Source organism: Pseudomonas sp. M20, assembly GCF_045037865.1.
Taxonomy (GTDB): Bacteria; Pseudomonadota; Gammaproteobacteria; order Pseudomonadales; family Pseudomonadaceae; genus Aquipseudomonas.
Genome location: NZ_CP173611.1, coordinates 6,542,063 through 6,555,257, shown reverse-complemented (window position 1 = coordinate 6,555,257; position 13,195 = coordinate 6,542,063). Strand labels below are relative to the sequence as shown.

Annotated in this window: 13 protein-coding genes; 7 read left to right on the top strand and 6 right to left on the bottom strand. The window is 59.9% G+C overall.

The window, feature by feature from the left end:
- The first annotated feature begins 2 nt into the window (after nt 1–2).
- Together ACI514_RS29225 and lnt are read left to right on the top strand one after the other, a co-directional pair.
- Nucleotides 3–842: an HlyC/CorC family transporter gene (locus ACI514_RS29225; RefSeq protein ID WP_007909641.1), complete on the top strand. Its 840-nt coding sequence runs from the start codon at nt 3–5 to the stop codon at nt 840–842.
- 17 nt (nt 843–859) lie between these two features.
- Nucleotides 860–2,383 carry an apolipoprotein N-acyltransferase gene (gene lnt / locus ACI514_RS29220; protein WP_405122816.1) on the top strand — a complete coding sequence of 508 codons (1,524 nt, stop codon included), beginning with the start codon at nt 860–862 and terminating at the stop codon, nt 2,381–2,383.
- 84 nt (nt 2,384–2,467) lie between these two features.
- Here lnt and ACI514_RS29215 read toward each other — a convergent pair whose 3' ends face one another.
- Together ACI514_RS29215 and ACI514_RS29210 are read right to left on the bottom strand one after the other, a co-directional pair.
- Nucleotides 2,468–3,229 carry a YdcF family protein gene (locus tag ACI514_RS29215; RefSeq protein WP_160059536.1) on the bottom strand — a complete coding sequence of 254 codons (762 nt, stop codon included), beginning with the start codon at nt 3,227–3,229 and terminating at the stop codon, nt 2,468–2,470.
- Nucleotides 3,230–3,333: 104 nt separating this feature from the next.
- On the bottom strand, nt 3,334–3,657 hold the full coding sequence (locus ACI514_RS29210) for a hypothetical protein (protein WP_160059537.1): 324 nt from the start codon (nt 3,655–3,657) through the stop codon (nt 3,334–3,336).
- Between the two features lie 254 nt (nt 3,658–3,911).
- Between ACI514_RS29210 and leuS the strand changes: the two genes are divergently transcribed.
- The 5 genes from leuS (at nt 3,912) to ACI514_RS29185 (ending at nt 10,020) form a co-directional block, all read left to right on the top strand.
- Entirely contained in the window at nt 3,912–6,518 is a 2,607-nt protein-coding gene (gene leuS / locus ACI514_RS29205) for a leucine--tRNA ligase (protein WP_405122815.1), read from the top strand.
- A gap of 87 nt (nt 6,519–6,605) precedes the next feature.
- A complete protein-coding gene (gene lptE / locus ACI514_RS29200; protein ID WP_007909616.1) occupies nt 6,606–7,211 on the top strand; it encodes an LPS assembly lipoprotein LptE in 606 nt (201 codons plus the stop codon).
- Between the two features lie 39 nt (nt 7,212–7,250).
- Nucleotides 7,251–8,288 carry a DNA polymerase III subunit delta gene (holA, locus tag ACI514_RS29195; RefSeq protein WP_160059539.1) on the top strand — a complete coding sequence of 346 codons (1,038 nt, stop codon included), beginning with the start codon at nt 7,251–7,253 and terminating at the stop codon, nt 8,286–8,288.
- Nucleotides 8,289–8,472: 184 nt separating this feature from the next.
- Complete coding sequence (arfA, locus tag ACI514_RS29190; RefSeq protein WP_016986126.1) at nt 8,473–8,637, top strand: alternative ribosome rescue factor ArfA; 165 nt, start codon at nt 8,473–8,475, stop codon at nt 8,635–8,637.
- A 60-nt stretch (nt 8,638–8,697) separates the two neighbouring features.
- Nucleotides 8,698–10,020 (top strand): lytic murein transglycosylase, encoded by a 1,323-nt coding sequence (locus tag ACI514_RS29185; protein ID WP_160059540.1) that lies wholly within the window; start codon nt 8,698–8,700, stop codon nt 10,018–10,020.
- 87 nt (nt 10,021–10,107) lie between these two features.
- On the opposite strand, the gene ACI514_RS29180 is transcribed toward ACI514_RS29185, so the two are convergent.
- The 4 genes from ACI514_RS29180 to ACI514_RS29165 form a co-directional block, all read right to left on the bottom strand.
- Nucleotides 10,108–11,055: an LD-carboxypeptidase gene (locus ACI514_RS29180; protein WP_405122814.1), complete on the bottom strand. Its 948-nt coding sequence runs from the start codon at nt 11,053–11,055 to the stop codon at nt 10,108–10,110.
- A gap of 173 nt (nt 11,056–11,228) precedes the next feature.
- A complete protein-coding gene (gene lipA / locus ACI514_RS29175) occupies nt 11,229–12,227 on the bottom strand; it encodes a lipoyl synthase (protein WP_161986515.1) in 999 nt (332 codons plus the stop codon).
- 25 nt (nt 12,228–12,252) lie between these two features.
- Nucleotides 12,253–12,900: a lipoyl(octanoyl) transferase LipB gene (gene lipB / locus ACI514_RS29170; protein WP_008087909.1), complete on the bottom strand. Its 648-nt coding sequence runs from the start codon at nt 12,898–12,900 to the stop codon at nt 12,253–12,255.
- Nucleotides 12,900–13,175 carry a DUF493 domain-containing protein gene (locus ACI514_RS29165; protein ID WP_039761816.1) on the bottom strand — a complete coding sequence of 92 codons (276 nt, stop codon included), beginning with the start codon at nt 13,173–13,175 and terminating at the stop codon, nt 12,900–12,902. The genes lipB and ACI514_RS29165 overlap by 1 nt, the downstream gene beginning before the upstream one ends.
- Between the last annotated feature and the right edge of the window lie 20 nt (nt 13,176–13,195).

The window sequence follows — 13,195 nt, the reverse complement described above, 5'->3', positions numbered from 1 at the left end:
CTATGAGCGAAGATCGATCGAGCAACGGGCAGAAGTCATGGCTGGGTAAACTGACCCAGGCTTTTGCCCACGAGCCGAAGAACCGCCAGGAGCTCCTCGAGCTGCTGCGTGATGCGCATCAGAACAAACTGCTGGACAGCGAAGCGCTGGCCATTGTCGAAGGCGCCATTCAGGTGGCTGACCTGCAAGTACGCGACATCATGGTGCCGCGCTCGCAGATGATCAGCATCAAGGCGACCCAGACACCCCGTGAATTCCTCCCCGCAGTGGTCGACTCGGCCCACTCGCGCTATCCGGTCATCGGCGAAAGCCATGACGACGTGATGGGCGTGCTGCTGGCCAAGGATCTGCTGCCGCTGATCCTCAAGGAGAATGGCGACAGCTTCAACATCAAGGACTTGCTGCGCCCGGCCACCTTCGTGCCGGAGTCCAAGCGCCTGAACGTGTTGCTGCGTGAGTTTCGCGCCAACCACAACCACATGGCCATCGTCATCGACGAATACGGCGGCGTGGCGGGCTTGGTGACCATCGAAGACGTGCTGGAACAGATCGTCGGCGACATCGAAGACGAGCACGACGTCGAAGAAGACAGCTACATCAAGCCGCTGCCCAGTGGCGACTTCCTGATCAAGGCCCTGACGCCGATCGAGAACTTCAACGAGTTCTTCGACAGCGAATTCTCCGACGATGAATTCGACACCGTCGGCGGCCTGGTTATGAGCGCGTTCGGACACTTGCCAAAACGCAACGAAATCACTGAAATCGGCGCCTATCGTTTCCGCATCCTGAACGCCGACAGTCGTCGGATCCATTTGCTGCGACTGACGCCAATCGCCCGGTAAAAAATCTAAGGACTGAAATGCGCTGGACAACCCGCCCCGGCTGGCCCGGTAACCTGCTGGCCGTGGCGGCCGGCGCAATCACCACCTTCGCTCTGGCACCGTTCAACATCTGGCCGCTGGCTTTGCTGGCGGTCGGCTTGTTCTATGCCGGCTTGCGCGAACTGAGCCCGCGTCAGGCGCTGGGCCGTGGCTGGTGCTTCGGTTTCGGCCTGTTCGGTGCCGGCACCAGTTGGATCTATTACAGCATTCACCACTTCGGCGGCGCTTCGGTGCTGCTGGCCGGGTTCCTGATGCTGCTGTTCACAGCGGCGATTGCCTGGTTCTTCGCCCTGCCCGCCTGGTTATGGGCGCGCTGGTTACGCCGTAACGAAGCGCCGCTGGCCGACGCCCTCGCGTTTGCCGCACTGTGGGTCGCTCAGGAAATGTTTCGCGGCTGGTTTCTCACCGGTTTCCCGTGGCTGTATTCGGGCTACAGTCAGCTCGACGGCCCGTTGGCCGGGCTTGCACCGCTCGGTGGCATGTGGTTGGTGGGGTTCGTGTTGGCATTGACTGCAGCACTGATCTACAACGCACCGCGCTTGCTGCAAAGCGGCCGCAAAACTTTTATTGTGGCGGGCCTGGTGCTGTTGGTCGGGCCATGGATCGCCGGTATTACGCTTAAGGGTCACGCCTGGACAAGTCCGTCGGGCGCGCCTTTGAGCGTTGCTGCGATTCAGGGCAACGTCGCGCAAAGCATGAAATGGGATCCGGCCGAGCTGAACGCGCAGTTGGCGTTGTACCGCGATCTGAGTTTCCGTTCGAAACCGGTGGATCTGCTGATCTGGCCGGAAACCGCTGTGCCGGTGCTCAAGGAGTCCGCCGAGGGCTACCTCAGCATGATGGGCAACTTCGCCGCCGAGCGTAAATCAGCGCTGATCACCGGCGTGCCGATTCGCGAAATGGTTCGTCACGAAAAACGCTTCTTCAACGGCATCACCGTCGTCGGCGAAGGCGATGGTACTTATCTGAAACAGAAACTGGTGCCGTTTGGCGAGTACGTGCCGTTGCAGGACGTCTTGCGTGGCTTGATCGCGTTCTTTGATTTGCCGATGTCTGACTTCGCCCGTGGCCCGGCCGATCAGGCGTTGTTGCAAGCCAAGGGTTATCAGATTGCGCCATTCATCTGCTACGAAGTGGTGTACCCGGACTTCGCGGCTGGTTTGTCGGCACGCAGTGATCTGCTGCTGACAATCAGCAACGACACATGGTTCGGCACCTCGATTGGTCCGCTGCAACATTTGCAGATGGCGCAAATGCGTGCACTGGAAGCCGGGCGCTGGATGATCCGCGCAACCAACAACGGCGTGACCGGGTTGATCAACCCGTTCGGGCAGATCACCGAGCAGATTCCGCAGTTCGAACAAGGGATTTTGTACGGTGAAGTGGTGCCGATGCACAACCTGACGCCGTACCTGCAATGGCGCTCGTGGCCGTTGATCATTGTCTGCTTGCTGCTGTTTGGCTGGGCACTGATGGCCAGCCGGATGTCGAAAACCCTCTAAAGCAAAAGATCGCAGCCTTCGGCAGCTCCTACATGGGATCTGTATTTTTCCCTGTAGCTGCCGCAGGCTGCGATCTTTTGCTCTTCAGCGGTAAAACAGTGAATACCCCACCTGCCCCACCGCTTCATTCAGCAACTGCCCGCTCTGCCAGATCGATTTGAATTCCGGCAGCCAGCCACCAAACGGTCTTGCATTATCGGTCCCCAGAAACCCGACCGGCGCCGGCACCACTTCAAATCCCGCCTGCTGAAAACTCCACACCGAGCGCGGCATATGCCACGCCTGTGTGACCACGACCACACGTTTGATCCCCTGCGGCAACAAGATACCAGCCGTGAATTTCGCGTTTTCCCACGTGGTACGGCTTTCACCTTCCTGCCAGCGCACCGTCACACCGAAATCATCGCGCAATGAATCCGCCATCAACTTCGCCTCGGTCGGCGGCGTTCCGTAATGCAAGCCACCGGTGGTCAGAATCGGCAAGCCCGATGCCTTGGCCAGACGCGCCGCATAACGCTGACGCTCAAGCCCCACGCCAGTCGGCTGATCCTCGCCCCACGCCAGATCGCCGCGCTCGCGTCCGGAACCCAGCACCACGATCGCATCGGCCCGTTGCGCCAGCGTCGCCCATTCTTCAAGGGCCAGCGGTGGCTCGCGCTCCAGCGCTTTCGCGCCCCATTGCACGACCACCGGCAAGCTCATCAGCCACAATCCGCCAAAGCCAAGGGCAAAACACACGCCCGCCAGGCGCGGCCGTGAGCGGCGCAGCCACCATGCAACCAGCAACAACAGCAAGAGAATGCCGGGCGGCAATAAAAGTTGTTTGATGAAATAACGAAAGGGCATCGAGCATCTCCAGAGATGCCCGAAGCCTAAGAGTGTTAATAAAGCGTTACAACCAATAGGTGGGATCCTGTTGAAAAAGATCCGGTTCTTGATCTGCCATGCGCTTACTTGGCCTGCACAGAGCGAACCTTGACGGCGTCTCTGCCGGGTGCCTTGTCCTTGAGCCAGATGATCTTGGCCGAATGTGCTGCATCGAGCTGCTTCACTGCCTGTGACAAGCATCCGTGCGATTCACGTTCACTACGATCCAGATAGGCCTTGACCAGTTTGAACTCGGCGGGACTCAAGCCACGCAATTCCAGTTCCAGGGGGCGCTCGTCGCGCAGCCGGTCAGCGGTTTTTACAGCGTCCAGGGCCATTCCCAGACGATCGATCAACCTCTCGTACAACTCGGGTTTCGTCACGTTTTTTTGCCGTTGCTCCACCATCCCTCACCTCATTGAAGATAAGACTCACTCCCCAGTTAGAGCTTAGCTTCGCTGCACAAACCGGCTGTACGCCGCGACCAACGGCCCTCGCCATGGATTTGCCGGGACAAACAGCTGTAATCAGGGTTTCCCTAGGCCAAGCGCGGTCATGTATGCTACGGCGCTTCCTGTAATTCCACTTCCAGCTCGTCCGGGCCACCCCGGAACCTGCGTTGAAGAGGATTAGGCCACCCCTATCCAGTACAAAAGTAGCCATGCACGAACAATATCAGCCCCGTGAAATCGAAGCCGCCGCCCAGTCGTTCTGGGACGAGCAAAAGTCCTTTGAAGTCAGTGAACAGCCAGGCAAGGAAACTTACTACTGCCTGTCGATGTTCCCTTACCCCAGCGGCAAGCTACACATGGGGCACGTGCGCAACTACACCATCGGCGACGTGATCTCCCGCTACCAGCGCATGCTCGGCAAAAACGTTCTGCAACCGATGGGTTGGGACGCGTTCGGCATGCCGGCGGAAAACGCCGCGATGAAGAACAACGTCGCCCCGGCCAAGTGGACCTACGAAAACATCGCCTACATGAAAACCCAGCTGCGCAGCCTGGGTCTGGCGGTCGACTGGTCGCGCGAAGTGACTACCTGCAAGCCGGATTACTACCGTTGGGAACAATGGCTGTTCACTCGCCTGTTCGAAAAAGGCCTGATCTACCGTAAAAACGGCACCGTGAACTGGGACCCGATCGATCAGACCGTTCTCGCTAACGAACAGGTGATCGACGGTCGCGGCTGGCGCTCCGGCGCGCTGATCGAAAAGCGCGAAATCCCGATGTACTACTTCAAGATCACCGCGTACGCGGATGAGCTGCTGGAGAGCCTCGACGAGCTGACTGGCTGGCCTGAACAGGTCAAGACCATGCAGCGCAACTGGATCGGCAAATCCCGCGGCATGGAAGTGCAGTTCCCGTACAACGTCGATTCCATCGGCGAAGCCGGCACTCTGAAAGTCTTCACCACCCGTCCGGACACCCTGATGGGCGCGACCTATGTCGCCGTGGCTGCCGAGCACCCACTGGCCACCCTGGCCGCAAAAAACAACACCGAGCTGCAAGCGTTCATCGCTGAATGCAAGGGCGGCAGCGTGGCTGAAGCCGACGTTGCCACACAAGAGAAGAAAGGCCTGCCAACCGGCCTGTTCGTCGAGCACCCACTGACTGGCGAAAAACTGCCGGTGTGGGTCGCCAACTACGTGCTGATGCATTACGGCGACGGCGCTGTCATGGCGGTACCGGCGCACGACGAGCGCGATTTCGAATTTGCCCACAAGTACAACCTGCCGGTGAAATCGGTAGTGCGTACCAGCTCTGGCGACAGCAACCCTGCCCCTTGGCAAGACGCCTACGGTGAGCACGGCACGCTGATCAACTCCGGCGAGTTCGACGGTCTCGACTTCGCCGGCGCGTTCGATGCCATGGAAGTCGCCCTGATCAAGAAAGAACTGGGCGCCTCGCGCACTCAGTTCCGTCTGCGCGACTGGGGCATCAGCCGCCAGCGCTACTGGGGCTGCCCGATCCCGATCATCCACTGTGATGATTGCGGTGACGTGCCGGTGCCGGAAGATCAACTGCCTGTGGTCCTGCCGGAAGACGTGGTGCCAGACGGCGCCGGTTCGCCGCTGGCGCGCATGCCAGAGTTCTACGAGTGCTCCTGCCCGAAATGCGGTCAGCCTGCCAAGCGTGAAACCGACACCATGGACACTTTCGTCGAATCGTCGTGGTACTACGCCCGTTATGCCTCGCCGCACTTTGAAGGTGGCCTGGTAGAAAAATCCGCAGCCGACCACTGGTTGCCGGTGGATCAGTACATCGGCGGTATCGAACACGCGATTCTGCACCTGCTCTACGCGCGCTTCTTCCACAAGTTGATGCGTGACGAAGGCCTGGTCAGCTCCAACGAGCCGTTCAAGAACCTGCTGACCCAAGGCATGGTGATCGCCGAGACTTACTACCGTCGCGAAGCCAACGGTGCTTACACCTGGTTCAACCCGGCGGACGTGGAACTCGAGCGCGACAGCAAAGCCAAGGTCATCAGCGCCAAGTTGACATCCGACGGCCTGCCGGTGGAAATCGGTGGCACCGAGAAAATGGCCAAGTCGAAGAACAACGGCGTCGACCCACAGTCGATGATCGATCAGTTCGGCGCCGACACCTGCCGCCTGTTCATGATGTTCGCCTCGCCACCTGACATGAGCGCCGAATGGTCCGACTCCGGCGTTGAAGGTTCGCACCGTTTCCTCAAGCGCGTCTGGCGCCTGGCGCAAGCCCACGTCAGCCAGGGTCTGCCGGGCAAACTGGACATCGCCAGCCTGAACGACGAACAAAAAGCCGTTCGCCGCTCGATCCACCTGGCCATCAAGCACGCCAGCCACGATGTCGGTCAGAACCACAAATTCAACACCGCCATCGCCCAAGTGATGACGCTGATGAATGTGCTGGAAAAAGCCGCGCAAAGCACCGAACAAGATCGCGCACTGGTTCACGAAGGTCTGGAAGCGGTGACCTTGCTGCTGGCACCGATCACCCCGCACATCAGCCACGAGCTGTGGAGTCAGTTGGGGCACGCCGGTGCCGTCATTGACGCTGGCTGGCCAGCAGTGGATGACGGTGCCTTGGTGCAGGACAGCCTGACCCTGGTTATCCAGGTCAACGGCAAGCTGCGTGGCCAGATCGACATGCCAGCCAGCGCAACCCGTGAAGAAGTGGAAGCGGCAGCGCGCGCCAACGAAAACGTACTGCGTTTCGTCGACGGTCTGACCATTCGTAAAGTGATCGTAGTGCCCGGGAAACTGGTCAATATCGTCGCCAGCTAATTGGATCGGGCGTCAGGTTCGCCTGACGCCAAGTAAAACCTTTCGGGCCGCACCGTCGGCCCACGTGGTTTCAAGGGGAGCAACACAATGATCAAACGCAATCTGCTGGTGATGGGCCTCGCCGTTCTGTTGAGCGCCTGCGGTTTCCAGCTGCGCGGCACCGGCACCAACGAGCTGTCAATCAAGGAACTTGATCTGAGCGCCCGCAACGCCTACGGCGAAACGGTCACGCAACTGCGTCAGGTGCTGGAGTCGAGCGGCGTCAAGGTTTACAGCGGCGCACCGTACAAGCTGTTCCTGGCTGACGAGCAGGAAAGCCAGCGCATCCTCAGCTACGCCGGTGCTGGCCGTACGGGTGAATATCAAGTCAATACGGTCCTGAACTACGAGATCCGTGGCGACAAAAACCTGCAACTGCTGAGCGACAAGCTGGAAGTGCAGAAAGTGTTCATTCACGACGGTAACAACCTCGTGGGCTCCGATCAGGAAGCCAATGACGCCCGCCGCGAAACCCGCCGCGAACTGGTTCAGCGCATGATGCTGCGTCTGCAGCAACTGACGCCGGGCCAACTGCAACAACTGCAGCAAGCGGCCAATGATCGCGCCAAGGCAGAAGCCGATGCACTGCAAGCGGCGCAAAAGGCTGAAGCGGAAACCCCGCGTCAGTCGCCGCTCGAAATTCCGCAGCAGTAAGACGTTCGGGGCGCTCAGGCGCCCCGTTCGACATTTCTTATGAAGCTCGCTCCCGCTCAACTCGGTAAACACCTGCAAGGTGCTCTCGGCCCCGTCTACATCATCAGCGGCGATGATCCGCTGTTGTGTCAGGAAGCCGCCGACGCCATCCGCAGTGCTGCGCGCCAGCAAGGTTTCGACGAACGCCAGGTCTTCTCTGCCGACGCCAATTTCGATTGGGGCACGCTGTTGCAGGCCGGCGCCAGCATGTCGTTGTTCGCCGAAAAGCGCCTGCTGGAACTGCGCCTGCCCTCGGGCAAACCCGGTGACAAAGGTGCTGCTGCATTCATCGAATACTGCTCGCGTCCCGCTGAAGACACGGTGCTGCTGATCAGCCTGCCCAAGATGGATGGCAGCGCGCAGAAGACCAAGTGGGGCAAGGCGTTGGTCGAAGGCCAGCAAACCCAGTTCATCCAGATCTGGCCGGTAGACGCCAATCAACTGCCGAGCTGGATTCGTCAGCGTCTGTCGCAGGCCGGTTTGTCGGCCAGCCAGGACGCGGTCGAATTGATTGCTGCACGTGTCGAGGGCAACTTGCTCGCCGCTGCGCAGGAAATCGAAAAGCTCAAGCTGATGGCTGAAGGTGGGCAAATCACCGTTGAAACCGTGCAGGCTGCCGTAGCCGACAGTGCGCGATTCGACGTGTTTGGCTTGACTGATGCCGTGCTCAATGGCGAGCCCGCTCACGCATTGCGCATGCTGGAAGGCTTGCGCGGTGAAGGTGTCGAACCGCCGGTGATTCTCTGGGCGCTGGCACGGGAGTTGCGCCTGCTGGCCAACATCTCGTTGCAATACAGCCAGGGCACCCCGCTGGACAAGTGCTTCAGTCAGGCGAAACCGCCGGTCTGGGACAAGCGCAAACCACTGATGAGCAAAGCCCTGCAGCGCTATTCGGCGCAACGCTGGGCGCAATTGTTGCTCGAAGCGCAGCGTATTGATGCGCAGATCAAAGGCCAGGCTGCCGGTTCGCCGTGGATGAGCCTGAGTCGCTTGGCATTGTTGATGTCCGGCCAGCGTCTGACACTCCCCGCCGAATAATCTGTTGTAGCGCATAACGGCCATTCGCTAGCAGGCTCGCTCCCACATTGAAATGCCATTCCAAATGTGGGAACGAGCCTGCTCGCGAAAGCGCCAGAACATTCCCACACAACAGGCACTGGACAGACGCCCGACATCGGCAGATTATTTCCCCCGCAAAACCCACTCACTCGAGAGAATCCTCATGAGCAAAAAGCCATCGAAACATGGCCCCAACAAGGCCAAATCCATCGTCGCCCAACCCCTGTTCCGCAGTCGTCAGGAACGACCAACCAAGGGTAAAGGCAGCTACCGCCGCGAAGCCTTCCAGTCTGACAGCTGGGAGGCTTCTTACTTTCTGGCCGCTTAAAGCGCAGTACCCCCTGGTCATGTTAAGGTCTGCACCTGATTCGTTTTCCTGGAACTGTGCATGCCCCTAAGTCTTTCCCGTCGTTGGCCTGTTCGCCAATTGATCGCTGCCTCCAGCTTCATTCTGCTTGTCGCCTGTGCGGAAAAACCCACCGCCGCCGATGCGCAACCCCTTCAAGCCGCGCCTGTCGCCACGGCCCCAGCGATCATCCCGCCGGTAGTGCCGTCCGCCGACCCACTTGATCTTCAGCCGACCCAGACTTTTGCCGAATGGCAGGCAGGCTTTCGCAAAGATGCACTGGCCGCCGGGATTCGCGCCGACCTGTTCGATCGCGCCTTTGCCAATGTCAGCTTCGACGCCAGTGTGATTCGTGCCGACCGCAGTCAGCCGGAATTCTCCCGCCCGGTGTGGGAATACCTCGACGGCGCGCTGTCGCCTCTGCGCGTGCGCAAGGGCCAGGCACTGATCAGCCAGTACGCCGATATTCTGCAAAGCATCGAACAGCGTTATGGCGTTGACCGCCAGGCGCTGGTCTCGGTGTGGGGCATGGAAAGCAACTTCGGCCAGTTCCAGGGCAGCAAGTCGGTGATCAACTCGCTGGCCACCCTCGCCTACGAGGGCCGCCGTCCGGGCTTTGCCCACGCTCAATTGATCGCCGCCCTGCAGATCCTGCAACAGGGCGATATCACGCCGGAGAAGATGCTCGGCTCGTGGGCTGGCGCGATGGGTCAGACCCAGTTCATTCCGACCACCTACAATACCCATGCCGTGGACTTTGACGGCGATGGCCGCCGCGATATCTGGGGCAGCCCTGCCGATGCGCTGGCATCAACTGCGCATTACCTGCAAAGTTCCGGCTGGCAGCGTGGCCAGCCATGGGGTTTTGAGGTGCAATTGCCGAGCAGTTTCAATTACACGCTGGCTGATGGCGCGATTCGCAAGAGCGTCGCCGAATGGCGTCTGTTGGGCGTGACTCTGCCGAATGGCGGTCAGGTGCCAGCAGGCTCTGAACAGCTGTCTGCCGCCCTGCTACTGCCGGCTGGTTATCGTGGGCCGGCGTTCCTGATCCTCGACAACTTCCGCGCGATCCTCAAGTACAACAACTCGTCGTCGTACGCGCTGGCAGTGAGCCTGTTGTCCGAGCGTTTCAGCGGTGGCGGCTTGATCAACGGCAGTTGGCCGAAAGATGACCTGCCGCTGAGCCGCACCGAGCGTATGGAATTGCAGACCTTGCTGAGCGCACGCAATTACGATGCCGGCACAGCGGACGGGATCATTGGTGCCAATACGCGTAAAGCGATTCGCAGTGCCCAGCAATCGTTTGGCTGGCCGGCGGACGGGTATCCGACGCACAAGTTGCTGGAAAGCCTGCGAGGACAATAAAGCAAGATCAAAAGATCGCAGCCTGCGGCAGCTCCTACAGGGATCGCATTCCAATGTAGGAGCTGCCACAGGCTGCGATCTTTTGCTTTATCGGGTCACTACATCCTGCTCAAGCATCAATTCCTGCTTCCCCGCATCCAGCCGCACCAACGCACCCATCGGCAGCGTCAGGTTCGGATCGCAATGGCCGCTGCGCCACCCTGACAACACCGGAATCCGCAACGGCTCGAAGGTCTGCTTGAGCAAGCGGTTCAGCGCTTCAATATCCACTCCCGCAACATCCCCGACCAACACGCCACGCAACTTCGCCAACTTGCCGGCCAGACGCATCTGGGTCAGCAGGCGGTCGATGCGATACAGCGGCTCGTTGATGTCTTCGATCAGCAGAATCACCCCCTCGACATCGATTTCGTAAGGCGTACCCAACGTCGAAGCGATCATCGCCAGATTACCGCCGAGCAAGCGTCCGTGCGCGATGCCAGGTTCGACGGTAGTCAACGGATAAGCCACCGGATGGCTCAGCACACTCCCCGCCTTCAATTGCCCGCGCAGCATGGCGAAGAACGAAGTAACGGTCGGCGGCTCTTTGTCGCCCAACAGGTCGGCGTTGAGCAGCGGCCCGTGAAAGGTCACGAATGCGGCATAACGACTGATGGCCAGATGCAGCGCAGTGATATCGCTGTAGCCGACGAAGGGCTTGGCGTTGCGGCTCAGCAGGTCGTAATCGATCCGGTCGAGCAATCGCGGCGTGCCGTAGCCACCGCGCAGGCAAATGATCGCATCGACCTCGGGATCAGCGAACGCAGCGTGCAGGTCACGCAGGCGTACATCGTCACTACCGGCCAGATAGCCATCCTTTTCATAGACACCGGGAAACACCTTCAGCCCATAGCCACGGGCGCGCATCCATTGCAGCGCCTTGTCGGTGTCCAGAGTACCGGGACCGGCAGGTGCAATAACGCCGATCAGTCCCTCTGAAGGCAGTGCGGGCACGGCTCTGTGCGGACAAAGTGTGTGGGTCGGTCGAACGGTCATCCTTGGATCTCCCTGTGAAGTCATGCACACACAGTAGTCAGGAACGGCGGCAAACAGAAGAGGGTCAGGCACGCCGTGGATTGAAGGAAAAATCAGCAGAGAAGGTAATCCGGGCAAAAAAATGCCCGCCGGGCATTAAAGCCTCGGCGGGCATTTTTTCATTCAGCGCGGGATCAGGAACCCAGCAGCTCAGCCTTGACCAGCTTGGCCTGCTCGTCGGCGTGGTACGAAGAACGCACCAACGGGCCCGACGCAACGTTCTTGAAGCCCATCTTGTAACCTTCCTCGGCGAACCAGGCGAAAGTGTCCGGGTGCACGAATCGCTGCACCGGCAAGTGGCTGCGCGAAGGCTGCAGGTACTGACCGAGGGTCAGCATGTCGATGTCGTGTTCGCGCATGCGCTTCATGACTTCGATGACTTCCTCGTCGGTCTCGCCCAGCCCCAGCATCAGGCCGGATTTGGTCGGAATGTGCGGCATCATCTGCTTGAAGCGCTGCAGCAGGGTCAGCGACCACTGGTAATCCGAACCCGGACGCGCAGCCTTGTACAGGCGCGGCACGGTTTCCAGGTTGTGGTTGAACACATCCGGCGGCTCGGCTGCGGTGATTTCCAGGGCAACATCCATGCGACCACGGTAGTCCGGAACCAGAGTTTCCAGCTGCACGTTCGGCGACAGTTTGCGGATTTCGCGGATGCAATCGGCAAAGTGCTGGGCACCGCCGTCACGCAGGTCGTCGCGGTCAACCGAAGTGATCACCACGTACTTGAGCTTGAGGTCGGCAATGGCGATGGCCAGGCTTTCCGGCTCGTTGACGTCCAGTGGCTTCGGACGACCGTGGCCAACGTCGCAGAACGGGCAGCGACGGGTGCAGATGTCACCCATGATCATGAAGGTCGCGGTGCCGCCGGAGAAGCACTCGCCGAGGTTCGGGCAGGACGCTTCTTCGCAAACGCTGTGCAGCTTGTGCTTGCGCAGCAGGCTCTTGATCCGGTCGACTTCCGGCGAAACCGGGATGCGGACGCGAATCCAGTCAGGCTTTTTCGGCAGCTCGGTGGTCGGAATGATCTTTACCGGGATGCGTGCAACCTTCTCGGCGCCGCGCAGCTTGACGCCGGCTTCTACCTTGGGACGCGGGGCCGGGCGCTCGGTCACGTCGAGCGTCGGGATCATGGTTTGCACTGCATCAGTAGTCATATCAGTCGATTCCGCCCGTCAGGGTCGTCTGCTCAGCATAGTCGAGGTGTTTGACGAGCTGCGCGCGCAGCCGGGCACTTACCTCGGCAAATTCAATCGATCCTGCGTGATCGCTCAGCTGGGTCATCGCCAGCCCGGCATAGCCGCAGGGATTAATCCGTCGAAACGGTTCCAGGTTCATATCCACGTTCAGGGCCAGGCCATGAAAGGAACAACCGTGGCGAATCCGCAAACCCAGAGAAGCGATTTTCGCTCCATCGACATAGACGCCGGGAGCATCTGGCTTGGCTGCAGCGGTTACGCCGTAGCTGGCCAGCAGTTCAATCAGGCAAAGCTCCATGCGGCTGACCAGATCACGCACGCCGAAACCCAGCTTGCGCACATCCAGCAGCAGATAGGCCACCAACTGGCCGGGACCATGATAAGTCACCTGCCCGCCGCGATCGACCTGCACCACCGGGATATCGCCCGGCAGCAACAGGTGTTCGGCCTTGCCGGCCTGGCCCTGAGTGAACACCGGTGGGTGCTCGACGAGCCAGATTTCGTCGGCGGCATCGCTGCCGCGTTCGTTGGTGAAGCGCTGCATGGCATGCCAGACCGGCTCGTAGGCCATCTGGCCGAGCTCACGAAAGCCCAGCGTGCCCGGCATCACAACACCATATGCACGAAGCCGGTCGCCCGCAGTTCGCTGTTGATGTTGTACAGCTGATCCTGGTCGGTCGCGACGATGTGCAACTGAATGGTGGTGTACTTGCCGTTGGTACTTTGACGCTCGTCGATGCGCTCATCATTGATGGTCGCATGTTTTTTGACGATGTCGATGATCTTGTCTTTGTTGCCCACACCGGTATCGCTGATCACCTTAACGGGATAATCCGTGACAGGGAATTCGATCTTTGGCGCCTTTACTTCGGTATCGGTCATGGCGTAACGGCCTCTTGAGC

Coding starts and splice junctions, on each gene's coding strand:
- ACI514_RS29225 (WP_007909641.1), top strand. CDS start 3: ATGAGCGAAGATCGATCGAGCAACGGGCAGAAGTCATGGCTGGGTAAA.
- lnt (WP_405122816.1), top strand. CDS start 860: ATGCGCTGGACAACCCGCCCCGGCTGGCCCGGTAACCTGCTGGCCGTG.
- ACI514_RS29215 (WP_160059536.1), bottom strand. CDS start 3,229: ATGCCCTTTCGTTATTTCATCAAACAACTTTTATTGCCGCCCGGCATT.
- ACI514_RS29210 (WP_160059537.1), bottom strand. CDS start 3,657: ATGGTGGAGCAACGGCAAAAAAACGTGACGAAACCCGAGTTGTACGAG.
- leuS (WP_405122815.1), top strand. CDS start 3,912: ATGCACGAACAATATCAGCCCCGTGAAATCGAAGCCGCCGCCCAGTCG.
- lptE (WP_007909616.1), top strand. CDS start 6,606: ATGATCAAACGCAATCTGCTGGTGATGGGCCTCGCCGTTCTGTTGAGC.
- holA (WP_160059539.1), top strand. CDS start 7,251: ATGAAGCTCGCTCCCGCTCAACTCGGTAAACACCTGCAAGGTGCTCTC.
- arfA (WP_016986126.1), top strand. CDS start 8,473: ATGAGCAAAAAGCCATCGAAACATGGCCCCAACAAGGCCAAATCCATC.
- ACI514_RS29185 (WP_160059540.1), top strand. CDS start 8,698: ATGCCCCTAAGTCTTTCCCGTCGTTGGCCTGTTCGCCAATTGATCGCT.
- ACI514_RS29180 (WP_405122814.1), bottom strand. CDS start 11,055: ATGACCGTTCGACCGACCCACACACTTTGTCCGCACAGAGCCGTGCCC.
- lipA (WP_161986515.1), bottom strand. CDS start 12,227: ATGATCCCGACGCTCGACGTGACCGAGCGCCCGGCCCCGCGTCCCAAG.
- lipB (WP_008087909.1), bottom strand. CDS start 12,900: ATGCCGGGCACGCTGGGCTTTCGTGAGCTCGGCCAGATGGCCTACGAG.
- ACI514_RS29165 (WP_039761816.1), bottom strand. CDS start 13,175: ATGACCGATACCGAAGTAAAGGCGCCAAAGATCGAATTCCCTGTCACG.